Genomic DNA, 21205 nt, shown 5'->3' with positions numbered 1-21205 from the left:
CTAGTTGGTGTCTTGGCGGCGTCATGGCGAGTATGCAGCGCCCGTGAGTCGGTCCAGTGCGGCCTGCGGGCGCGACCGCCTGGCAGCGGCCCCAAGCGATGGGTTTTGTCAGCGCTATGGTTTCTGTCAGGACTGTGCTGCTGGGAGAGAAGCCATGAATACCGGGGCTTTACTGGAACAACTGCTGCGCTCACGGCTGGGCTCTGCGACCGGCGCTCCACAGGGTTCATCACCTTCGGGTGGGCTCGGTGACCTGTTGGGCGGCCTGCTGGGCGGCGGTTCCGCTGCCGACCCGACACAAGAACGGCAAGGAGGCCCAGGTGGTCTGGGTGATGTGCTCGGCGGCCTGCTGGGTGGCGGGGCGCTACAGACCGGGCAAGCAGGGCGGGACGGCTCGGGTGGCTTGAACCTCGGCAGCCTGGCCACGCTGGGTATGCTCGCCTACCAGGCCTACAGCGCCTGGCAGCGGCAGCAAGGCCAGGCTCCGCAACAGGAGCCGCAGACGGTCAACCGCCTGATGGGCGCGCCGGCCGAGGCGCACAGCACGGCGATCCTGCGGGCGATGATTGCTGCGGCCAAGGCTGATGGGCGCATGGATGCCGCCGAGCAGCAGCTGATCCAGGCGGAACTCGCCAAGCTGACCGATGACCCTGAGCTGCAAACCTGGTTGGAGCAGGAAGTGCGCAGTCCGCTCGATCCGGCCCGCGTCGCCGAATCCGCCAGCAGTCCGGAATTGGCTGCGGAAATGTACCTCGCCAGTTTGCTGCTGGTGGGCAGCGAACAGACCGGTGAGCGTCCTTATCTCGATGCGCTGGCCCAGCATCTGCGCCTCGATGCCGGGTTGCGCGAGCAACTGGAGGCGCAGGTACGGGCAGTTTGATCGGGTCGGCTCGAGGCACAAGACAGCAAGAAAGTCCGCCAGGCTTCCCTTTGGATTCATCCAGAGTTAGGGATTGCCATGCACTGACGGGCTGCGTGCTGTCAGCGTCGGTCGGCTGCGCTATAATCGCCGGCTTTTCGAACTGTCCGACTGCGAGTGCCGCCCGCCATGGAAATTAATCCGATCCTCAACAGCATCAAGGACCTGTCCGAACGTTCAACCACTATTCGGGGGTATCTTTGACTACGATCAGAAAGCTGATCGCCTGGTCGAAGTAAACCGCGAACTCGAAGACCCGAACGTCTGGAACAACCCTGAATACGCCCAGAACCTGGGCCGCGAGCGCGCCCAGCTGGCACAGATCGTCGAAACCCTCGACGAGATGAGCAGCGGCCTGGCCGATTCCCGCGACCTGCTGGACATGGCCGTCGAAGAGAATGACCAGGGCGCCGTCGACGACGTCGCCGCCGAGATCGAGCGTCTGCGCGAAATTCTCGAAAAACTGGAATTTCGCCGCATGTTCAGCGGCGAGATGGACGCCAACAACGCGTATCTGGACATCCAGGCCGGTTCCGGCGGCACCGAGGCCCAGGACTGGGCGAATATCCTGCTGCGCATGTACCTGCGCTGGGCCGACCATCGCGGTTTCGACGCCACCATCATGGAGCTGTCCGAAGGCGAAGTGGCGGGTATCAAGGGCGCCACCGTGCACATCAAGGGCGAGTACGCCTACGGCTGGCTGCGCACCGAGATTGGCGTGCACCGCCTGGTGCGCAAAAGCCCGTACGATTCCGGCAACCGCCGTCATACCTCGTTCACCGCCGTGTTCGTGTCGCCGGAAATCGATGACAACATTGAAATTGACATCAACCCGGCCGACCTGCGCACCGACACCTACCGTTCCTCGGGCGCGGGTGGCCAGCACGTGAACACCACCGACTCGGCGGTCCGTATCACTCACGTGCCGACCAACACCGTAGTCAGCTGCCAGAACGAGCGCTCCCAGCACGCCAACCGCGACACCGCAATGAAGATGCTGCGCGCCAAATTGTACGAACTGGAAATGCAGAAGCGCCGCGAGGCGTCCCAGGCGCTGGAAGACAACAAGTCGGATATCGGCTGGGGTCACCAGATCCGTTCCTACGTGCTCGACCAGTCGCGCATCAAGGACCTGCGTACCGGCGTCGAAGAGAGCAACTGCGATGCGGTGCTCGACGGCGATCTGGACCAATTCCTCGAAGCCAGCCTGAAACAGGGCCTGTAACAGGGTAGTAACATCCCGCCGGCGCGGCCCTGTCCCGCCGGCACCTTCGAATCGCAAACCTGGTGCGCCAGACGCACCTGTACATGGGCACGGAACCTACCGTGCCCCATCGGGAAAACACGACGACCATGAGCGAACAACCGCTGAACCAGCACGCCATCCAAGAGGAAGAGAACAGCCTGATCGCCCTGCGCAAGGAAAAACTTGCCGCTGAGCGTGCCAAGGGCAATGCCTTCCCCAACGACTTTCGCCGCGACAGCTACGCAGCCGACCTGCTGAAACAGTACGCGGACAAAAGCAAGGAAGACCTGGAGGCAGCGGCGATTCCGGTCAAGGTGGCCGGGCGCATCATGCTCAACCGTGGCGCTTTCATGGTGATTCAGGACATGAGCGGCCGCATCCAGGTGTATGTCGATCGCAAGACCCTGCCGGCCGAGACCCTGGCCGAGATCAAGACCTGGGACATGGGTGACATCATTGCCACCGAAGGCACCCTGCAGCGCTCCAACAAGGGCGACCTGTTTGTACACATGAGCAGCGTCCGTCTGCTGACCAAGTCGCTGCGCCCGCTGCCGGACAAGCACCATGGCCTGACCGACACCGAGCAGCGTTACCGTCAGCGCTACGTCGACCTGATGGTCAACGAGGAAACCCGCCACACCTTCCGCGTGCGTTCCCAGGTGATTGCCCACATCCGCAAGTTCCTCGCCGAGCGTGATTTCCTCGAAGTGGAAACCCCGATGCTGCAGGTCATCCCGGGCGGTGCGGCGGCCAAGCCGTTCGAGACCCACCACAACGCCCTGGACCTGCCGATGTTCCTGCGCATCGCGCCGGAGCTGTACCTCAAGCGCCTGGTGGTTGGCGGCTTCGAGCGCGTCTTCGAAATCAACCGCAACTTCCGTAACGAAGGTGTTTCGACCCGGCACAACCCCGAGTTCACCATGCTCGAGTTCTACCAGGCCTACGCCGACTACGAAGACAACATGGACCTCACCGAAGAGCTGTTCCGCGAATTGGCCCTGGCGGTGCTGGGTTCCACCGATGTGCCCTATGGCGACAAGGTGTTCCACTTCGGTGAACCCTTCGCGCGCTTGTCGGTGTTCGACTCGATCCTCAAGTACAACCCGGACATCACCGCGGCCGACCTGCAGGACCTCGACAGCGCCCGTGCCATCGCCAAGAAGGCCGGCGCCAAGGTGCTGGGCTTTGAAGGTCTGGGCAAACTGCAAGTGATGATCTTCGAAGAGCTGGTCGAGCATCAACTGGAACAGCCGACCTTCATCACCCAGTACCCGTTCGAAGTCTCGCCGCTGGCGCGCCGCAACGATGAGAACCCGAACGTCACCGATCGTTTCGAGTTGTTCATTGGCGGCCGCGAAATCGCCAACGCCTACTCTGAGCTTAACGACGCGGAAGACCAGGCCGAGCGTTTCCTGGCCCAGGTGGCTGACAAGGATGCCGGCGACGACGAAGCCATGCACTTCGATGCCGACTTCGTGCGCGCCCTGGAATATGGCATGCCGCCGACCGCTGGCGAAGGTATCGGCATCGACCGCCTGGTGATGCTGCTGACCAACTCGCCGTCGATCCGCGACGTCATCCTGTTCCCGCACATGCGCCCGGAGCAGTGATCGTTCGTTGAATAAAAAACCGCCCTTGGGCGGTTTTTTTGTGCCACGAGTTAGATCGGGCCGGGCCACATCGCGATCGCCCGCTCGGCTGCGTAGGGTTGCTCCCACTTGCTAAGCTTTCTGCACATCAAGTCGTTGATCCAGCCGAGCCGACCGTCAACAAGGAGCATGAAATGCAAGCCTGGCGAATTCTGCTGTTGGTGCCCTTTTTCTTGCTCGGTGGATGTCTGGTGTCCTTTCGTGAGCCGCTGCCGGCCAACGAGCCGGCGCCCATCCCATTGCTGGGCGAATGGACGCACAAGAACGAATGGGGCGAACGGATTTATATGCGGGTCAGTCGTGCCGGCAGCAACCTGTACAAGGCACTTGTCTACCAGGCCGATCCGGATGATCCCGAGGATGCGCAGGAATATGGCTTTACCGTGGCCCAGCATGGCCGGCGCTGGTATTTTTCCGCCGGCTTGCCAAAACGGCTGGGCAACAATTTCGCGATTGCGGGGTTCGAGCTCACCACCGACAACGAATTGGTGATCTACACCCTCGATGTTCAGCGTATCCTACAGGCGATAGATGACGGCACGCTGACCGGCAAGCGGGTGGACACTCCCGAAGGCGATGGTGCGCTAATCAGCAGTGACTTGCAGCAAGTGTTCGCCTATCTCGATGATCAGGCCAATACCGATACCTTTATCGAAGTGGCGCGCTTTCAGCGCGTCGGCCAGTGAGGGGCCGATGAATTTACGAGAAGAACTGGACGACTATCAACTGACGGTCCGGGCGCTGTCCGACCGGCTAGTAGAAGCACAGACGCCGATCCGCGTCCTCGATGCGGTGAAGTGGGATGACAGTATTCGACAGGGATTCTTCGACGCCCATTGCAAGCGCCTGCCGCAAGTCGACCAGGCCTATTACCAGAGCCGTCCGCTGGCCTTCGATGCCGAGGCCAAGAAGCGCGAGTTCCAGGATATCGAACGGGACATTACCCGCCAACTCGGCCAGTTCAATCCGGTCGGACAGATCATGCGGCGCATGTGTCGCGAATACCGCATGGTCATTCGCATGCTCGAAGCGCGTGGCACTGCAGATTTCGGGCTGATCTCTCAGGAACTCTACGGTGCGGCCACGGATGCCTTCCACGCTGGTGATCCGACCCTGGCCGACCTGGGCCTGATGCTTTCCGATTACCTGAACAACATCGCCGACCGTAGCGACCTGCAGGACGAGCCCCGGACGCTGACCGCCAACCAGGCGGTAGAGTTGTTGCAAAGCCGCCTGGATGGCGTGTTTGGCGAGGGGGAGGGAGTGGTCAGGGTATTCGAGTCCGATGGCATCTTGGCCGACGCGGCGGCCGGCGCCGATTACATCAAGATCCGCAGCGATGCGATGTTCAACGTTCGCGACATCAAGGCCCTGGAGGTCCATGAGGGACTGGTGCATGTGGGCACCACGCTCAATGGGTTGAGCCAGCCGATCTGTACGTTCCTGGCCAAGGGGCCGCCTTCTTCCACGGTGACGCAGGAAGGGCTGGCGATCCTTATGGAGGTGATTGCCTTCGCGTCCTACCCGACCCGCCTGCGCAAGCTGACCAACCGCACCCGCGCCATTCACCTGGCCGAGGAGGGCGCCGATTTCCTCGACATATTCCAGTTCTTCCACGATCAGGATTACAGTCAGGAAGAGAGCTACAGCAACGCCAGCCGGGTGTTTCGTGGCTCAACGCCCAGTGGTCTGCCCTTCACCAAGGACCTGTCGTACCTGAAGGGTTTCATCCTCATCTACAACTACATCCAGCTCGCCGTGCGCAAGGGCAAGCTGGAGCAGATTCCGCTGTTGTTCTGCGGTAAGACCACCTTGGAAGATATGCGCACACTGCGTCAGCTGGTGGATGAAGGCCTGGTGGCGCCGCCGCGCTATTTGCCCGAGCAGTTCCGCGACCTCAATGCATTGTCGGCGTGGATGTGCTTCTCCAACTTCCTCAATCACCTGAGCCTGGATCGCATCGAGGCTGATTACGCGAATATTCTTTAACGGGAACGGGCCAGCACGCTGATCAGGCTGCGTTTTTTTGCTTGCTGGCCGACAATGACCGGCAGAATCCTTCTGTAGTGGACTTTCGCATGACCGAACGCAATCTCATTCCCTATATCCTCACCTCCATCGGCACCGTCGTCGCCACTGTGGCGGTACTGACCTACTACGGCTATGTGCATGTCGCCAAACCCGAGGATGCGCTGCTGCTGGCTGACTTCACCATGCTCAAGACAGTGCCGGGTGAGGACTACAAACTGTCGCTCAAGCCGGCGCAGCAGGTGGCCCAATGCATCGACGGCGTGCTGGTGCTGTTCGACACCCAGCAAAAAGGCCTGACCGGCGTGCTGGTCGACAACCGCAAACAGGCGGTGCGCTGCATGGGGGAGGAAACCCCGCAACTGATCAAGTGAGCCATTGCAAGTGAGCCATTGACGGCCTGCTGGCCAGGCACTTCAATGGCTTTTCTGCTCGCTGCTCAGACGTCGCAGGTACTGGCGCGACAGGGCCAGAAAACGCGGCGTCGGGCCAATATCTTCATACAGCGGATCGCCCTGTTCATCGGTGGCCACCACCTGGCTGCCCTTGACATAGGGCAGGCTGGCTTCAAGTTCTTCCAGCGCGGCGGCAATCAGCTCGCCAAGCAACTCCTCAACGCTGCGCTTGGGGTACATCTCGGAGAGCGCAGTGAGTCGCGCCGCCGACTCCAGATCGAGATGTAGCTGATAGCTCTGGGCGGTCATCCGCCCCTTGGCATTTTGTTCCCAGTGCTGAACAAGCTCGCGGATTTTCATGCAGACCTCGGATCGACGTGTTCTTTAAAGCTAGCCCATACGGGCGTGTTGGCTAAACCGCAGGTGCGCTGCCACGCTGTAACGGGTGGAAGAAGGAGCCAACAGATGGCGACGATCGATGTACGGCTGCGCGAGGACGTACACCTGCTCGGCGAATTGCTCGGCGAGACCATTCGCGAACAGTATGGACCGGGCTTTCTGAACAAGATTGAGCGTATCCGCAAGGGTGCCAAAAGCGCGCGCAAAGGCTCCGAGGCGGGCGCCCGGCAATTGACGCAGAACCTCGATGCGCTGGCTGAAGACGAGCTGTTGCCGATGACCCGGGCGTTCAATCAGTTTCTCAACTTGGCCAATATCGCCGAACAATACCATCAGGTTCGTCGACGTTCGCCACACGAGGCGGTGCCCTTTGAAGATCGCGTGCTGGGCGATCTGTTCCGGCGTCTGAAGGCAGCGGGTATGCGCGCCGAAGACCTGGCCACTCACGTAGCGGGCCTGGAGATCGAGCTGGTGCTCACCGCCCATCCCACGGAAGTGACCCGCCGCACCCTGATCCAGAAATACGACGCCATTGCCATTGAGCTGGCCGTTGCCGATCACGACGACCTGAGCCCGGCCGAGCGCACGGCCAGCCGGGTGCGCTTGCGTCGTCTGGTTGCCGAGGCCTGGCACACCGAGGAAATTCGCCGCCAGCGACCCAGCCCGCTGGACGAGGCCAAGTCCGGTTTCGCTGTCATTGAGCATTCGCTGTGGCAGGCACTGCCGACCTTCATGCGTGGACTCGATCAGGCTCTGCTGGAGTGCTGCGGTCAGCGCTTGGCCTTGAGCGCTGCGCCGGTCCGCTTTGCGTCCTGGATGGGCGGTGACCGGGACGGCAACCCCAACGTCACCGCTGCGGTGAGCCGTGAAGTGTTGCTACTGGCGCGCTGGATGGCCGCCGATCTATTTTTGCGGGATATCGATCAACTGATCGATGACCTGTCCATGCAGCGTGCCAATAGCGCGTTGCGCGAGCGGGTGGGGGATTGCGCCGAGCCCTATCGAGCCGTGCTCAAGCCGCTGCGTGAGCGCTTGCGCACGACCCGCGCCTGGGCCGAGGCGGCGTTGGAAGCGCCGTTGGCAGCGAGCGCCGGCACCCTGACCAACACCGCCGAACTGCGCGAGCCGCTGGAGCTGTGTTATCGCTCCCTGCAGGACTGTGGTATGGGCGTGATCGCCGATGGCCCGTTACTGGATTGCCTGCGCCGCGTGGCGGTGTTCGGCTTGTTCCTCACCCGCCTGGATATCCGTCAGGAAGCCGGCCGGCATGCGGCGGCGCTGGATGAGATCACTGAATTTCTCGGCCTGGGTCATTATCGGGACTGGGGCGAAGAGCGCCGTCTGGCCTTTCTGCAGGACGAGTTGGTCAACCCGCGTCCGTTGTTGCCGCGCGGCCATGTGCTAAGTGCCGAGAACGCCGAAGTTCTCGCCACCTGTGCGCTGATTGCCGAGGCCCCGGCTGCGGCGGTGGGCTCCTATGTGATTTCCATGGCCGGTGCACCCTCGGATGTGCTGGCGGTGCAATTGCTGCTCAAGGAGGCGGGCGTGAGGCGCGCTATACGCGTGGTGCCGCTGTTCGAAACCCTGGCTGACCTGCAGCGCGCAGGGCAGGTCATCGACCGACTGCTGGCATTGCCGCTCTATCGCGCGAGCCTGGCCGGGGTGCAGGAAGTCATGATTGGGTATTCCGATTCGGCCAAGGACGCTGGTACCACGGCCGCCGCCTGGGCGCAGTACCAGGCGCAGGAAAACCTGGTGGCCGTGTGTCGACGACATGCTGTGGAGCTGCTGCTGTTTCACGGCCGCGGCGGCACCGTCGGGCGCGGCGGAGGGCCGGCCCATGCGGCGATTCTGTCGCAGCCGCCGGGGTCGGTGTCCGGCCGTTTGCGTACGACCGAGCAAGGCGAAATGATCCGCTTCAAATTCGGCTTGCCCGCCATCGCCGTGCAGAACCTCAATCTCTATCTGACGGCCGTGCTCGAAGCCACGGTAGAGCCGCCTCGCGAACCTGAAGAGGCTTGGCGCGCGCTGATGGACGAGATGGCCGCTGCAGGGCTGGCGGCCTATCGAGGGGTGGTGCGTGAGCATGCGCAGTTCGTCGAGTACTTTCGCCAGGCCACCCCGGAGCAGGAACTGGCGCGTCTGCCGCTGGGCAGTCGCCCGGCACGGCGTCAGGCGGGAGGCGTGGAGAGTCTGCGGGCGATTCCGTGGATCTTCGCCTGGACACAGACGCGGCTGATGCTGCCGGCTTGGCTGGGCTGGGAAGCCGCGCTCGCCGAGGCCCTGCAACGCGGCGATGGTGAGCGGCTGAAGACCATGCGTGAACACTGGCCGTTCTTCGGAACGCGCATCGACATGCTGGAAATGGTGCTGGCCAAGGCGGATGTGGAGATTGCCCGCCTGTACGATGAGCGTCTGGTGCAGGCGCCACTGCGCAAACTGGGCGATAAATTATGCGGCCTATTGTCGCAGGCGTGTGATTGCGTGCTCCAGGTGACCGGGCAATCGGTACTCTTCAGTCACAACCCGCAGACCTTGGCGGCGATCAATGTGCGCAACACCTATCTGGACCCGTTGCACCTCCTGCAAGTAGAGCTTTTGGCACGTTCACGAGCGTCGCCGGAGGGTGGCAGTCAGCAGGTCGAGCAGGCATTGCTGGTGAGTGTCGCGGGGATCGCCGCCGGGTTGCGAAATACCGGTTGAGCGGCTTTTTTTGTCATTTTGCTGTGGCTTGTGCGCCTCGAAAGCGCTGTGTATCTTGGTCAGCCTTTCGCTGTTGGGTGGGCGAACCGGTTGTTGTACGAAACTGGCCCGCTAAAAACCATACGACTTTTTTCTTGTTTACTTCATCTTGAGGAGCACAACGATGCGCGTGATTCTGCTGGGAGCGCCCGGTGCCGGCAAAGGTACCCAGGCCCGTTTTATCACCGAAAAATTCGGTATCCCGCAAATTTCCACCGGCGACATGCTGCGCGCAGCCGTCAAGGCTGGGAGTCCGCTGGGCCTGAAGGTGAAGGGCGTGATGGAAAGCGGTGGTCTGGTGTCCGATGACATCATCATCGATCTGATCAAGGAACGCATTACCCAGCCCGATTGCGCCAACGGTTTCCTGTTTGACGGTTTCCCGCGCACCATTCCTCAGGCCGAAGCCCTCAAGGACGCCGGCGTGACCATTGATAACGTGGTCGAAATCGCCGTTGATGACGAAGAGATCGTGTCCCGTGTCGCGGGCCGCCGCATGCACCCGGCATCCGGTCGTACCTACCACATTCAGTACAATCCGCCGAAAGTCGCCGGCAAGGACGACGAAACGGGCGAAGAGCTGATCCAGCGTGACGACGACAAGGAAGAAACCGTGCGTCATCGCCTGTCCATCTATCACTCGCAGACCAAGCCGCTGGTGGACTTTTACCAGAAGCTGTCGGCTGCTGAAGGCACGCCGAAGTACAGTGCCGTTCCCGGTGTTGGCTCCGTGGAAGAGATCACTGCCAAGGTGTTCGCAGCGCTAAGCTGATTGGCGTTACTGCACACAACGGCCCGCTTGCGGGCCGTTGGCGTTTCTGGAATCGACTTCAGCCGGCCGCTATCCGCCACACAGTCTCATCCGCCGGGCTTATAATGCCCGCCCTCCTGATTTGCCCGGAAACCTGCTCATGACCACCTTGCTGGCCCTGGATACCGCCACTGAAGCCTGTTCCGTTGCCTTGCTGCATGAGGGCCGCGTGTACAGCCATTACGAGGTGATCCCGCGCCTGCATGCCCAGCGCCTGCTGCCGATGATCCAGGACCTGCTGGCCGGGGCAGGCGTGGCGTTGTCTGCGGTCGAGGCCATCGCATTCGGCCGGGGGCCCGGGGCCTTTACGGGCGTGCGCATTGCGGTTGGCGTGGTGCAAGGGCTGGCCTTCGCCTTGCAGCGTCCCGTGTTGCCGATTTCCAATCTGGCGGTGCTGGCCCAGCGCGCCCACCGCGAACATGGCGCCGTGCAGGTCGCTGCCGCCATTGATGCGCGCATGGACGAAGTCTATTGGGGCTGCTATCGAATGGAGCAGGGCGAGATGTGCTTGGTCGGCAGCGAGGCGGTCCTGCCGCCGGAAAACGTCGCCTTGCCGCGCGATGCGCAGGGCGACTGGTTCGGCGCCGGCACCGGCTGGGGCTATGCAGACCGTCTGCCCGTGGTACCGATAGCGTCGGACGCGGGAATGCTACCGCACGCCGAAGACCTGTTGCGCCTGGCTGAATATGCCTGGCGGCGCGGCGAAGCCGTAGAGGCTGAGCACGCCCAGCCGGTATATCTGCGCGACAAGGTAGCCACGCCTAAAGTGTGATGGGGTTGGCCTGGTTGCGCTCTGGCCTCGCACATTTCCTGAACTCGTAATAGCCAAGCCGGTCGGATGATCCGGCAATGCGCTGTCGATCACGGCTGACGCATTGCTCGAGCATTTAGAGTGGCGGCCCTTGCGAGGTTCAACATATGCGTATCGATGCAATTCGGAGCTCGGCGCTCCCCAAGCGCCCCGGCCGACCTGGACGAGGGTGGCGTGCCTCCAACGCAGCTGAGGCGGTAGAAGATGCGGTGGTCGAAACCCGACGACCCGCTATCGAGGGCGATTACCAGGCGGCTTCCACCGCGCGTTCGGTCATTCGTCCGGCCGCTGCCCTGCAGACGCCCAGCACCCGCGTGCTGCACGCCTTGGAAAGCTATGCGCGCATTGCGGCCATGGTGGCCGAGCCGGGGGATTACCTGGATACCTACGCCTGACGCCCTGCACGTAGGCTGCTAGGCGGAGTAGAGCCACTGCGGTTGTCCACGGGCTACAATCCGCGTTTCCTCAGGTGTGTCAGGCTTTTCCACGTGTTGCCCTACTTTATCGGTTGTCCCTCCTGGAGCGAAGCAGGCTGGCGGGGTCAGCTTTACCCCGAGAACGCCCGCGCTGCTGATTTCCTTGGCCACTACTGCCAGGTCTTCAATGCCGTCGAAGGCAATACCACCTTCTACGCCCGTCCCGCCCCGGACACCGTGCAGCGCTGGGCCGAACGCATGCCGGCAGACTTTCGCTTCTGCGCCAAACTGCCCCGTGACATCAGCCACGAGGGCGATTTACGCAGCCAGTTCAGCGCCACGGACAGCTTCCTGAAGTTGCTGGCGCCGCTGGGTGAGCGAGCCTCACCGTTGTGGTTGCAGTTGCCGGCCGCGTTTGGCCCGGCGCGCCTGAGCGAACTGGCCGCCTGGCTGGATGAGTTCCAGCAGCGCCGAATTGCGGTCGAGGTCCGCAACTTGGCCTTTTTTGCCAAGGGCGAAGAGGAGCGCGCGCTGAATCGCCTGTTGCACGAGCGCGGCGTGGAACGTATCTGTCTCGACGCTCGCGCCCTGTTCAGTCACCGCTCCGATGATCCGGCAGTCTTGCATGCTCAGGCCAAGAAACCGCGCGTACCGGTGCGCCCGGCAGCCTTCAGTGACCAGCCCCAGGTGCGGTTTATTGGCGGGCCTGATCTGGCTGCCAATCAGCGCTTCCTGGCGCCCTGGGTGGACAAGGTGGCCGGCTGGATCGAGCAGGGGCGGGCGCCGTATGTGTTCCTGCATACGCCGGATAACCTCCTGGCACCGACCTTGGCCCGACAGTTTCACGCCGCCTTGACCCTACGCCTGCCGGGGCTCCCCGCGCTGGCGCAAAGCCAGCCCGAACCGGCCGAAGAGCAGCTCGGGTTGTTTTAACGTCGAGCGGCAATCGCGCTTCAAACAGGGCTGCTAAGGTGCAACGTGGACTGTGGAAGGAGCGAACGATGGCCACCCAAGCACAACGTGCTGAAACCTTTCGAGCCCTGGAACAGCGCAAACAGCTGCTGGTGCTGCCCAACCCGTGGGATGCCGGGTCGGCAAGAATTCTCGCTTCACTGGGTTTCGAGGCGCTGGCGTCCAGTAATGCCGGATTGGCCTTTTCCTTGGGGCGTTGCGATGGCGAAGGCCGCATCAGCCGTCAAGAGGCGCTCGCCAATGCGCGGGCCATTGTCGAAGCCACCGATTTGCCGGTCGCCGCCGATCTGGAAAACGGTTATGGCGACACGCCTGAAGATTGCGCCCTGACCATTGAACACGCTGCGCAGGTCGGCTTGATTGGTGCTTCGATCGAAGATGCCAGCGGCAATCCCCTGGCGCCGATCTACCCCTTTGAATTGGCTGTGGAGCGTATTCATGCGGCGGCACAGGCGGCGCGCAGCCTGGATTTCCCGTTCAGCCTGTGCGCGCGGGCAGAAAACTACTTGCATGGTCGTCCCGACCTCGACGATACCGTGCGCCGCTTACAGGCCTTCGCCGCAGCCGGTGCCGATGTGCTGTATGCCCCGGGGTTGACGCATCGACAGCAAATCATCGCAGTGGTCCAGGCAGTGGCGCCCAAGCCGGTGACCGTTATGGTGGGAATCGCGGGCTTGCAGCTGTCGCTGGTCGGCCTGGCGGAAGTGGGCGTGCGACGAGTATGTCTGGGGTCCAGTCTGGCGCGGGTTGCCTACGGCTCGTTTTATCAGGCGGCCGGCGAGCTGGCCCGACGCGGTAGCCTGCACATAACCCGGCAAGCCATCTCGCTTGAACGCCTGAATGATCTGTTGCGTTATTAGGGCATGCGCATCGGCCTGCTGCTGATCGTGCTGGTGCTGGTTGGCGTGCCGTGGGGTATCAACCGCGGCTGGCTTGACGTGCCACCGCGCTGGGACCCGTGGGCGCCGCTGGATGTGCACGCTCCGCGCAATCTGTTGACCGGCTTCAAGCTGTGGCGCCTGCAGAATGAGCCCCAGCTGTGCGAGGCAGCTCTGCAATCCAGCTCGCTGCGTTATACGCATCAGCCCGACAGCTCACCTGCTGCGCAATGCCCTCTGGAGAATGTGCTACGCATTACGGGTTCCGAGCTGGGTTTCAACCAGAGCTTTCTGGCCACCTGCAAGCTGGCAGTGGCGTTTGCGCTGTTCGAGCGCCATGGCCTGCAGCCAGCCGCTCAAGCCGTGTTTGGTCAGCCCGTGGTTCGTCTCGAACACTACGGCAGTTTCGCCTGCCGGAACATCGGCGGCAGCCAGCGGCGTAGCCAGCATGCGTTGGCCAATGCTCTGGATATGGCCGCCTTTCGCCTGCGGGATGGCCGACGCATCAGCGTGGTTAACGACTGGCAGGGTGCGACGAAGGAAGCGCTGTTTTTGCGCCGGGTGCATCAGGCGGCGTGTGAGCACTTCAAGGTCACTCTCGGCCCGGAGTACAACGCCGCCCATCGCGATCACTTTCATGTGGATATGGGCGGTTTTCGCATGTGCCGCTGAGGGGAAGCGATTACCCCCGCCGTGCTTCAGGCAGCGCAGTGGCTGCGCCTCTGGCACAATGCGCGCCGTTTTCCGGTCATCCGTTGTGAGTCCCTTCAATGTCCGTGTCTCTACCCACCATTCGCGTCGAACCCCTTGAGCCCCGCTTTGCCGAGGCGGCCCAGCGCTGGGCCGAACGGCTGGGTCTGACATTGGGCGGCGAGGCAGAATATGCCCTGCAACAGGGTGAGCAAGGTTTGCAACTGGCAGAGCTGGGGCCCAAGGCACCGGGGCCGGTGCGGGTGGACTTTGTCGAGGGCGCAGTGGCCCACCGGCGATTGTTTGGTGGCGGCAGCGGGCAGATGATTGCCAAGGCGGTCGGCGTGCAGAGCCGCGTGCGTCCACGGGTACTCGATGCCACCGCCGGGCTGGGGCGTGACGCCTTCGTGCTGGCCTCGCTGGGCTGTGAGTTGCAATTGATCGAGCGCCAGCCGCTGATCGCTGCGCTGCTTGAAGACGGCCTGCAACGGGCGTTGGGTGATCCGGACGTGGCCTCGATTGCGGCGCGCATGCAACTGCACCAAGGCAACGCCATTGAGCGGATGCAGAATTGGCAGGGTGAACCCCCGCAGGTGATTTACCTCGACCCGATGTTTCCGCACCGCGACAAGAGCGCGCTGGTGAAAAAGGAAATGCGCCTGTTCCGCCCCTTTGTCGGCGACGACCTGGACGCGCCGGCGCTGCTGGCCGCCGCGCTGGCGCTGGCCTCCCACCGCGTGGTGGTCAAACGCCCACGCAAGGCACCGATTATCGACGGCCCCAAGCCCGGCTACAGCCTGGAGGGCAAGTCCAGCCGCTATGACATCTACCCGCTGAAAACGCTGCAGCCTCAGCGCAGCGAGTGAGACGCTGGTCGCGCAATGGCTGCATTGCAATAACGGCATTTTTTTATGCTTAAATTGGTTTCATGGGGGCCATCCATACGAGGGTACCGTCATGAATACCAAGACTCTACTTTTGCTGCTGTGCGGATTGTTGCTTCAACCGGCTTGGAGTTATGCGGATACGGGGCAAGCTCATACCGCACCCGCAGTAGCCGATTCCGCAGCTCTTTCTACACGACTGGCGTTGCGTGATCTGTGGGTCGAGCACGTGTTCTGGGTGCGCAATTATGTGATTGCCAACCAGGCCGGCGAGGCGGCAGCAGCCAAGGTCGCAACTACTGAAGTCGTGGCCAATGCCACGGCTATCGCCAACAGCATCGCGCCGCTATACGGCCAGCCGGCCGCCGACCAGCTGCTCGACCTGTTGGCCGGGCATTGGGGGGCGGTCAAGCAGTACAGCGATGCCGTGGTTGCGAAGAATGAAGCTGGGAAGGATGCCGCAGTCGCTGAGCTGACCAGTAACGCCAAGGCCATCGCGGTGTTCCTGGCTTCGGCCAATCCGAATCTGCCAGAAAACACCCTGGTAGCCATGCTCAATGCCCATGGCGGGCACCATATCGCACAGATCGACCAATTGGCGAAAAACGACTACGCCGGCGAAGCCAGAACCTGGCAAGCCATGCGTGAACATATGTTGGTGCTGGGCGACACCTTGAATGCGGCATTGGTCAAGCAGTTCCCGGATAAGTTCTAACCGGTCGGGGAGGGCGTTGCGGCGCCTTCCCTCCACTCCGCGGGGTGATACATGTTCCAGGGGTTGGGGCGTACGCAGCAGGATCTGCTGAGCGCTCTACTGTATCAGCCGTCAGGCATGAGCATCGAGGCGTTGGCCCAGCAATTGGTGGTGACGCGGACCGCAGTGCGCCAGCATCTGGCTGCGCTGGAGCGCGACGGACTGATTCACCGTGGCGGCACCCGGCCGACCGGACGACGGCCCGAGCAGTTGTATGTGCTCAGCACGGCTGGCCAGGAGCTGTTTCCGCGGCAATATCGGCTATTGGCGAGCCTGCTGATAGGCGAGGTTGCCCAAGTTCTGGGGCGAGAGGGGCTGATTGCTGTATTGCGCAGCCTGGGTAAACGGCTCGCCAGCAATCTGGAGCAGCAGGCGGTCAGCGAGGAGCGAATCGTCGGCCATATGAACCAGGCCGGTTACGAGGCTGAGGTGTTCTTTCGCAGTGCGGGAGAGCCGGAAATCGTCGCGCACAACTGCGTGTTCCACCAATTGGCCAATGCCCATCCGGAAGTCTGCGAGCTTGATCTGGCATTGATTGGCACCTTGGGCCAGGCAGAGGTGGAGCATCTGGAGTGCATGCTGCGCGGCGGGCAGGTCTGCCGCTTCCGGTTGCGCAGCACCCCCGATGACGAGCCGTGACGGAATGTCAGCCGGTCTGAAGCCGCTACTACGCTGTTTTGCTTGCACCTCAGACGCTGTAGGCCCTGATAAATAACCCCACCACCTCGCGCACATGCCGCTCGGCTTCCTCGTTGCCCTGGCAAGTGGCGCAGCCGATCAGCTGGCGAAAATTGTGGCCGCCTTTGAGCAGCGAGCAAAAATGTTCGGCGGCGGCCTGTGGGTTGGGGATGCGCAGTGTGCCGGCCTGGTCGGCCTGATGCATGACGCGCTCCATCTTGTCGAGGATGCGCTGCGGCCCGGCGGCGTAAAAAAGCTGGACGAGCTGAGGGTTGGGCTTGGCCAGGGTAAACATCAAGCGATGCATGGCCAGGGATTCTTCGCTGCTGATTAGCGCGTGAAAGGCGCGGCCAATGGCCACAAGGTGGGCATCGATGGGTTCGGCAGTGCTCGGTTCGGTGAACAGCTGCGGTAGCTGCTCCTCGCACTTGGCTTCCACCGCCGCGCAAAACAGCGTGTCCTTGTCGGTGAAGTGGCTATAAACGGTGAGTTTGGAGACGCCGGCCTCACGGGCGATGGCGTCCATGCTGCTGCCCTCATAGCCGTGGCGCAGGAATAACGACTTGGCCGCTTCGAGGATGGCCTGGCGTTTTGCCGGGTCTTTAGGACGACCCGGGCCCTGATTGGGTAAAGCGTGCTCAGACATGCGTTCTCGTACTGGACGGTTGGGGTGACTGTTTTTACTATACCCGTCAGTACAATTATTCCAATACGCCTCTGCGCGAAAGGTCACCATCATGTTTCGTCATGTTCTGTCTCTCGCTCTGCCTGTCTCTTTAATCGTCCTGCTAGGCGCATGCGGCAATGGTCAAGAGGTGGAGGCGCCACCGCGTCCGGCAATGGTGGTGCAGCCGCAGCCGGCCGGCGCGTCGCTGGACACCTTTGCCGGCGAGGTTCGTGCGCGGCTGGAGCCGGAGCTGGCCTTTCGAATCGGTGGCAAAGTGGCCAAGCGCCTGGTGGATGTCGGCGAGCGGGTGAAGAAGGACCAGCCGCTGGCTGAGCTGGACCCGCAGGACGTGCGCTTGCAGCTTGAAGCGGTACGCGCCCAGGTGGCCGCCGCCGAGGCCAATCTGCAGCTGGCCAGCGCCGAGCGTGACCGGTATCGCACGCTGCTGGAGCGGCAACTGGTCAGTCGCTCGCATTTCGACAATGCCGAAAACAGCTACCGCTCCGCCGCGGCGCAACTCAAGCAGGTTCAGGCCCAGTACGACGTGGCACGCAACCAGGCAACCTATGCGGTGTTGCGCGCGTCGGAAGATGGCGTGATCGCCACACGGCGCATCGAGGTCGGTCAGGTCGTCGCAGCCGGACAGACGGTGTTTACCCTGGCTGCCGATGGCGAGCGGGAAGTGGTGATCAGCCTGCCGGAGCAGGCGCTGGACCGCTACCGCATCGGCCAGGACGTCACCGTACAGCTCTGGTCGCATCTGCAGCAGCGTTATCCGGGACGCATTCGCGAACTGTCACCGGCCGCCGATCCGCAGTCGCGCACCTTTGCCGCACGGGTCGCCTTTCAGGATGCCGACGTACCGGCCGATCTGGGCCAGAGCGCCCGGGTGTTCATTCGCAATGCTGAAGACGTGCCGCTGGCGGTGCCGCTGTCGGCGATCTCGGCCGAAGGCGGACAGCCTTTTGTGTGGGTGGTAGCTCCGAAGACGGCAACCCTGGAGCGTCGCCCGGTGCGCCTGGGTGCCTACGGCGAACGTCAGGTGCCGGTTCTTGAAGGCCTGCGGGAACATGAATGGGTGGTGGCTGCCGGCGTGCATGTGCTGCGCGAAGGACAGAAGGTGCGCCCAGTGGACCGCGACAACCGGCTTGTCGAGCTGGCGGCTGGGGAGTAGGTCCGGATGAAATTTAACTTGTCTGCCTGGGCGTTGCAGAATCGCTCCATCGTGCTCTATCTCATGCTCTTGCTGGGGGTGGTCGGTGCGCTGTCCTACACCCAGCTGGGCCAGAGCGAAGATCCGCCGTTCACCTTCAAGGCCATGGTCATCCAGACCCAGTGGCCGGGCGCCAGTGCCGAAGAAGTCTCGCGCCAGGTCACCGAGCGCATCGAGAAGAAGCTGATGGAAACCGGCGCCTACGAGCGCATCGTGTCCTTCTCGCGGCCGGGCGAATCCCAGGTGACCTTCCTGGCCCGCGACTCCATGCATTCGGATGAGATTCCCGAGCTGTTCTATCAGGTGCGCAAGAAGATTGGCGACATTCGCCACACCCTGCCACCGGGGGCGATCGGCCCCTTTTTCAATGACGAATTCGGCACCACCTTCGGCAATATCTATGCACTGACCGGCGACGGTTTCGATTACGCGGTGCTCAAGGATTACGCCGACCGCATCCAGTTGCAGCTGCAGCGTGTCAAGGATGTCGGCAAGGTCGAACTGCTCGGCTTGCAGGACGAGAAGATCTGGATCGAGCTGTCCAATACCAAACTGGCCACTCTTGGCCTGCCACTGGCTGCCGTGCAGCAGGCGCTGGAGGCGCAGAACGCCGTGGCGGCCGCCGGCTACTTCGAAACCCAGACCGACCGTATCCAGCTGCGCGTCAGCGGGCGCTTTGAAACCGTCGAGCAGATCCGCGCGTTCCCCATTCGCGTGGGCGATCGCACCTTCAACCTGGGCGATGTGGCCGAGGTGCGTCGTGGTTTCAGCGATCCGCCAGCGCCGCGCATGCGCTTCATGGGCGAGGATGCCATTGGCCTGGCGGTGTCGATGCGCGAGGGCGGCAATATCCTGGTGCTCGGCGAGGCGCTGGAAACCGAGTTCAGCCGCCTGCAGCAAAGCCTGCCCGCCGGGATGCAACTGAGCAAGGTGTCGGATCAGCCGGCGGCGGTGAAAACCGGCGTGGGCGAATTCATTCAGGTGCTGACCGAGGCGGTGATCATCGTCCTGCTGGTGAGCTTTTTCTCCCTGGGCCTGCGCACGGGCATGGTGGTGGCGCTGTCCATTCCGCTGGTACTGGCGATGACTTTTGCGGCCATGTACTACCTGGGCATCGGCCTGCACAAGATCTCCCTCGGCGCGCTGGTGCTGGCGCTGGGCCTGATGGTGGACGACGCGATCATCGCGGTGGAGATGATGGCCATCAAGATGGAACAGGGTTACGACCGCCTCAAGGCGGCCAGTTTCGCTTGGACCAGCACGGCCTTTCCGATGCTCACCGGCACGCTGATCACCGCGGCAGGCTTCCTGCCGATTGCCACCGCGCAGTCCAGCACCGGCGAGTACACCCGCTCGATCTTCGAGGTGGTGACCATTGCCCTGCTGGTGTCGTGGATCGCCGCAGTGGTGTTCGTGCCCTACCTGGGCAACCGCCTGCTGCCGGACCTGGCCAAGCAGCACGCCGCCAAGCATGGCGGCGCCGCCGCCCATGACCCCTATGCCACGGCATTCTACAAGCGCGTGCGCCGGCTGATCACCTGGTGCGTACGGCGCCGCAAGACCGTGCTCGTCCTGACCCTCGCAGCGTTTTTCGGCTCGGTGCTGCTGTTCCGCCTGGTGCCCCAGCAGTTCTTCCCACCTTCGGCGCGCCAGGAACTGATGGTGGATATCAAGCTTGCCGAGGGCGCTTCGCTGCGGGCTACCGAGCATGAAGTGCGCCGCCTGGAAGCCTTACTCGCCAAGCAACCCGGCCTGGAAAATTACACCGCGTATATCGGCAGCGGCTCGCCGCGCTTCTACCTGCCGCTGGATCAGCAACTGCCGGCCACCAGCTTCGCCCAGTTCGTCGTGCTGGCCAGCTCCATCGAGGATCGCGAAGCGCTGCGTAGCTGGCTGATCGATACCGTCAACGAAGAGTTTCCGACCTTGCGCACGCGTGTGTCGCGCCTGGAAAACGGTCCGCCGGTGGGCTATCCGCTGCAGTTTCGGGTCAGTGGCGAGCATATCGACGAGGTGCGCGACCTCGCCCGCGAAGTGGCCGGCGTAGTACGCCAGAACGCCCATGTGACCAATGTGCACCTGGACTGGGAAGAACCCAGCAAGGTGATCCGCCTGGAGCTGGACCAGGAGCGCGCTCGCGCTCTCGGGGTGAATACCGCGTCGCTGTCGCGCTTTTTGCAAAGTGCCCTGAGCGGCTCGCGGGTCAGCCAGTTCCGTGAGGACAACGAGCTGATCGAAATCCTGCTGCGCGGCACCCTGGAGGATCGCCAGAGCCTGACGTTGCTGCCAAGCCTGGCGGTGCCTACCGACAGCGGCAGGAGTGTGCCGCTGTCGCAGGTGGCGACTCTGGAGTACGGTTTCGAGGAAGGCATCATCTGGCACCGCGACCGTTTGCCGACGGTAACCGTGCGCGCCGACATCTACGGTGCCGAACAGCCGGCCACGCTGGTGCAGGAGATCCTGCCCCACCTGGCCGAGCTGCGCGCCAAGCTGCCGGATGGCTACCTCTTCGAGGTGGGCGGCACCGTGGAGGACTCCGCGCGTGGTCAGCGATCGGTGATGGCCGGCATGCCGCTGTTCGTGGTGGTGGTCATGAGCCTTTTGATGCTGCAACTGCGCAGTTTCTCGCGCTCGATCATGGTGTTTCTCACCGCGCCGCTGGGGTTGATCGGCGTGACGCTGTTCCTGCTGATCTTCCAGCAACCGTTTGGTTTCGTCGCCATGCTGGGCACCATCGCACTGTCGGGGATGATCATGCGCAACTCGGTGATCCTGGTGGATCAGATCGAGCAGGACATCGCCGCCGGCCATGAGCGCTGGACGGCAATCATCGACGCCACGGTGCGACGGTTCCGCCCCATCGTGCTCACCGCCATGGCGGCGGTGCTGGCCATGATCCCCTTGTCGCGCAGCGTGTTCTTCGGGCCGATGGCGGTGGCCATCATGGGCGGGCTGATCGTCGCCACGGCACTGACGCTGCTGTTCCTGCCGGCGCTGTATGCGGCCTGGTTTCGCGTTCGTGAGGACGAAACTGTGAGGAATTGAGCGCCTGG

At 62.7% G+C, this 21205-nt stretch carries 20 protein-coding genes; 18 read left to right on the top strand and 2 right to left on the bottom strand.

All coding sequences use genetic code 11. The features are described 5' to 3' along the window. The first annotated feature begins 154 nt into the window (after positions 1-154). From ACTV8E_RS11050 to ACTV8E_RS11025, 6 genes are all read left to right on the top strand, one after another. Positions 155-880, top strand: coding sequence for a tellurite resistance TerB family protein (locus ACTV8E_RS11050; RefSeq protein WP_443199534.1), 726 nt, complete (start codon positions 155-157; stop codon positions 878-880). A gap of 168 nt (positions 881-1048) precedes the next feature. Continuing rightward, positions 1049-2144 (top strand): peptide chain release factor 2 gene (gene prfB, locus ACTV8E_RS11045; RefSeq protein WP_443199533.1). Its coding sequence is split into 2 segments (ribosomal slippage): positions 1049-1120 and positions 1122-2144, totalling 1095 coding nucleotides; the frame shifts between segments, so codons are not numbered across the junction. A gap of 128 nt (positions 2145-2272) precedes the next feature. Then, entirely contained in the window at positions 2273-3775 is a 1503-nt protein-coding gene (lysS, locus tag ACTV8E_RS11040) for a lysine--tRNA ligase (protein WP_443199532.1), read from the top strand. Positions 3776-3948: 173 nt separating this feature from the next. Beyond that, positions 3949-4500: a hypothetical protein gene (locus tag ACTV8E_RS11035; RefSeq protein ID WP_251835233.1), complete on the top strand. Its 552-nt coding sequence runs from the start codon at positions 3949-3951 to the stop codon at positions 4498-4500. 7 nt (positions 4501-4507) lie between these two features. Beyond that, positions 4508-5803, top strand: a complete 1296-nt coding sequence (locus tag ACTV8E_RS11030) for a flavohemoglobin expression-modulating QEGLA motif protein (RefSeq protein ID WP_251835234.1) — start codon at positions 4508-4510, stop codon at positions 5801-5803. 89 nt (positions 5804-5892) lie between these two features. Continuing rightward, complete coding sequence (locus tag ACTV8E_RS11025) at positions 5893-6216, top strand: hypothetical protein (RefSeq protein ID WP_251835235.1); 324 nt, start codon at positions 5893-5895, stop codon at positions 6214-6216. 42 nt (positions 6217-6258) lie between these two features. Here the strand turns inward: ACTV8E_RS11025 and ACTV8E_RS11020 are convergent, their stop codons facing one another. Beyond that, complete coding sequence (locus ACTV8E_RS11020; RefSeq protein ID WP_251835236.1) at positions 6259-6597, bottom strand: pilin assembly protein; 339 nt, start codon at positions 6595-6597, stop codon at positions 6259-6261. A 105-nt stretch (positions 6598-6702) separates the two neighbouring features. Between ACTV8E_RS11020 and ppc the strand changes: the two genes are divergently transcribed. The 10 genes from ppc (at position 6703) to ACTV8E_RS10970 (ending at position 16233) form a co-directional block, all read left to right on the top strand. Then, positions 6703-9339 (top strand): phosphoenolpyruvate carboxylase, encoded by a 2637-nt coding sequence (ppc, locus tag ACTV8E_RS11015; RefSeq protein WP_443199531.1) that lies wholly within the window; start codon positions 6703-6705, stop codon positions 9337-9339. 163 nt (positions 9340-9502) lie between these two features. After that, entirely contained in the window at positions 9503-10150 is a 648-nt protein-coding gene (gene adk / locus ACTV8E_RS11010; RefSeq protein ID WP_251835238.1) for an adenylate kinase, read from the top strand. 139 nt (positions 10151-10289) lie between these two features. After that, a complete protein-coding gene (gene tsaB / locus ACTV8E_RS11005; protein WP_443199530.1) occupies positions 10290-10961 on the top strand; it encodes a tRNA (adenosine(37)-N6)-threonylcarbamoyltransferase complex dimerization subunit type 1 TsaB in 672 nt (223 codons plus the stop codon). Between the two features lie 146 nt (positions 10962-11107). Then, positions 11108-11395 (top strand): hypothetical protein, encoded by a 288-nt coding sequence (locus ACTV8E_RS11000; RefSeq protein WP_443199529.1) that lies wholly within the window; start codon positions 11108-11110, stop codon positions 11393-11395. Positions 11396-11488: 93 nt separating this feature from the next. Further along, positions 11489-12349 carry a DUF72 domain-containing protein gene (locus ACTV8E_RS10995; RefSeq protein ID WP_443199528.1) on the top strand — a complete coding sequence of 287 codons (861 nt, stop codon included), beginning with the start codon at positions 11489-11491 and terminating at the stop codon, positions 12347-12349. A gap of 68 nt (positions 12350-12417) precedes the next feature. After that, positions 12418-13248, top strand: coding sequence for an isocitrate lyase/PEP mutase family protein (locus tag ACTV8E_RS10990; RefSeq protein ID WP_443199527.1), 831 nt, complete (start codon positions 12418-12420; stop codon positions 13246-13248). A gap of 3 nt (positions 13249-13251) precedes the next feature. Beyond that, positions 13252-13938 carry an extensin-like domain-containing protein gene (locus ACTV8E_RS10985; protein WP_443199526.1) on the top strand — a complete coding sequence of 229 codons (687 nt, stop codon included), beginning with the start codon at positions 13252-13254 and terminating at the stop codon, positions 13936-13938. A 98-nt stretch (positions 13939-14036) separates the two neighbouring features. Further along, a complete protein-coding gene (locus tag ACTV8E_RS10980; protein WP_443199525.1) occupies positions 14037-14822 on the top strand; it encodes a class I SAM-dependent methyltransferase in 786 nt (261 codons plus the stop codon). Between the two features lie 91 nt (positions 14823-14913). After that, on the top strand, positions 14914-15555 hold the full coding sequence (locus ACTV8E_RS10975; RefSeq protein ID WP_443199524.1) for a hypothetical protein: 642 nt from the start codon (positions 14914-14916) through the stop codon (positions 15553-15555). A 51-nt stretch (positions 15556-15606) separates the two neighbouring features. Beyond that, complete coding sequence (locus ACTV8E_RS10970; RefSeq protein WP_443199523.1) at positions 15607-16233, top strand: helix-turn-helix transcriptional regulator; 627 nt, start codon at positions 15607-15609, stop codon at positions 16231-16233. Between the two features lie 49 nt (positions 16234-16282). Here the strand turns inward: ACTV8E_RS10970 and ACTV8E_RS10965 are convergent, their stop codons facing one another. Then, positions 16283-16918 carry a TetR/AcrR family transcriptional regulator gene (locus ACTV8E_RS10965; protein WP_443199522.1) on the bottom strand — a complete coding sequence of 212 codons (636 nt, stop codon included), beginning with the start codon at positions 16916-16918 and terminating at the stop codon, positions 16283-16285. A 91-nt stretch (positions 16919-17009) separates the two neighbouring features. Between ACTV8E_RS10965 and ACTV8E_RS10960 the strand changes: the two genes are divergently transcribed. After that, positions 17010-18113 carry an efflux RND transporter periplasmic adaptor subunit gene (locus tag ACTV8E_RS10960; protein ID WP_443199521.1) on the top strand — a complete coding sequence of 368 codons (1104 nt, stop codon included), beginning with the start codon at positions 17010-17012 and terminating at the stop codon, positions 18111-18113. A gap of 6 nt (positions 18114-18119) precedes the next feature. Further along, on the top strand, positions 18120-21197 hold the full coding sequence (locus ACTV8E_RS10955; protein WP_443199520.1) for an efflux RND transporter permease subunit: 3078 nt from the start codon (positions 18120-18122) through the stop codon (positions 21195-21197). Positions 21198-21205 lie beyond the last annotated feature (8 nt).

It is taken from the genome of Pseudomonas sp. B392_1p (genome assembly GCF_052245235.1).
Taxonomy (GTDB): domain Bacteria; phylum Pseudomonadota; class Gammaproteobacteria; order Pseudomonadales; family Pseudomonadaceae; genus Serpens; species Serpens gallinarum.
This window is presented reverse-complemented; position numbering and strand designations above follow the sequence as displayed.

What these genes read in the sequence shown, in the direction of transcription:
- ACTV8E_RS11050 (WP_443199534.1), top strand. Translation starts at nt 155, where the DNA reads ATGAATACCGGGGCTTTACTGGAACAACTGCTGCGCTCACGGCTGGGC.
- lysS (WP_443199532.1), top strand. Translation starts at nt 2,273, where the DNA reads ATGAGCGAACAACCGCTGAACCAGCACGCCATCCAAGAGGAAGAGAAC.
- ACTV8E_RS11035 (WP_251835233.1), top strand. Translation starts at nt 3,949, where the DNA reads ATGCAAGCCTGGCGAATTCTGCTGTTGGTGCCCTTTTTCTTGCTCGGT.
- ACTV8E_RS11030 (WP_251835234.1), top strand. Translation starts at nt 4,508, where the DNA reads ATGAATTTACGAGAAGAACTGGACGACTATCAACTGACGGTCCGGGCG.
- ACTV8E_RS11025 (WP_251835235.1), top strand. Translation starts at nt 5,893, where the DNA reads ATGACCGAACGCAATCTCATTCCCTATATCCTCACCTCCATCGGCACC.
- ACTV8E_RS11020 (WP_251835236.1), bottom strand. Translation starts at nt 6,597, where the DNA reads ATGAAAATCCGCGAGCTTGTTCAGCACTGGGAACAAAATGCCAAGGGG.
- ppc (WP_443199531.1), top strand. Translation starts at nt 6,703, where the DNA reads ATGGCGACGATCGATGTACGGCTGCGCGAGGACGTACACCTGCTCGGC.
- adk (WP_251835238.1), top strand. Translation starts at nt 9,503, where the DNA reads ATGCGCGTGATTCTGCTGGGAGCGCCCGGTGCCGGCAAAGGTACCCAG.
- tsaB (WP_443199530.1), top strand. Translation starts at nt 10,290, where the DNA reads ATGACCACCTTGCTGGCCCTGGATACCGCCACTGAAGCCTGTTCCGTT.
- ACTV8E_RS11000 (WP_443199529.1), top strand. Translation starts at nt 11,108, where the DNA reads ATGCGTATCGATGCAATTCGGAGCTCGGCGCTCCCCAAGCGCCCCGGC.
- ACTV8E_RS10990 (WP_443199527.1), top strand. Translation starts at nt 12,418, where the DNA reads ATGGCCACCCAAGCACAACGTGCTGAAACCTTTCGAGCCCTGGAACAG.
- ACTV8E_RS10985 (WP_443199526.1), top strand. Translation starts at nt 13,252, where the DNA reads ATGCGCATCGGCCTGCTGCTGATCGTGCTGGTGCTGGTTGGCGTGCCG.
- ACTV8E_RS10980 (WP_443199525.1), top strand. Translation starts at nt 14,037, where the DNA reads ATGTCCGTGTCTCTACCCACCATTCGCGTCGAACCCCTTGAGCCCCGC.
- ACTV8E_RS10975 (WP_443199524.1), top strand. Translation starts at nt 14,914, where the DNA reads ATGAATACCAAGACTCTACTTTTGCTGCTGTGCGGATTGTTGCTTCAA.
- ACTV8E_RS10970 (WP_443199523.1), top strand. Translation starts at nt 15,607, where the DNA reads ATGTTCCAGGGGTTGGGGCGTACGCAGCAGGATCTGCTGAGCGCTCTA.
- ACTV8E_RS10965 (WP_443199522.1), bottom strand. Translation starts at nt 16,918, where the DNA reads ATGTCTGAGCACGCTTTACCCAATCAGGGCCCGGGTCGTCCTAAAGAC.
- ACTV8E_RS10960 (WP_443199521.1), top strand. Translation starts at nt 17,010, where the DNA reads ATGTTTCGTCATGTTCTGTCTCTCGCTCTGCCTGTCTCTTTAATCGTC.
- ACTV8E_RS10955 (WP_443199520.1), top strand. Translation starts at nt 18,120, where the DNA reads ATGAAATTTAACTTGTCTGCCTGGGCGTTGCAGAATCGCTCCATCGTG.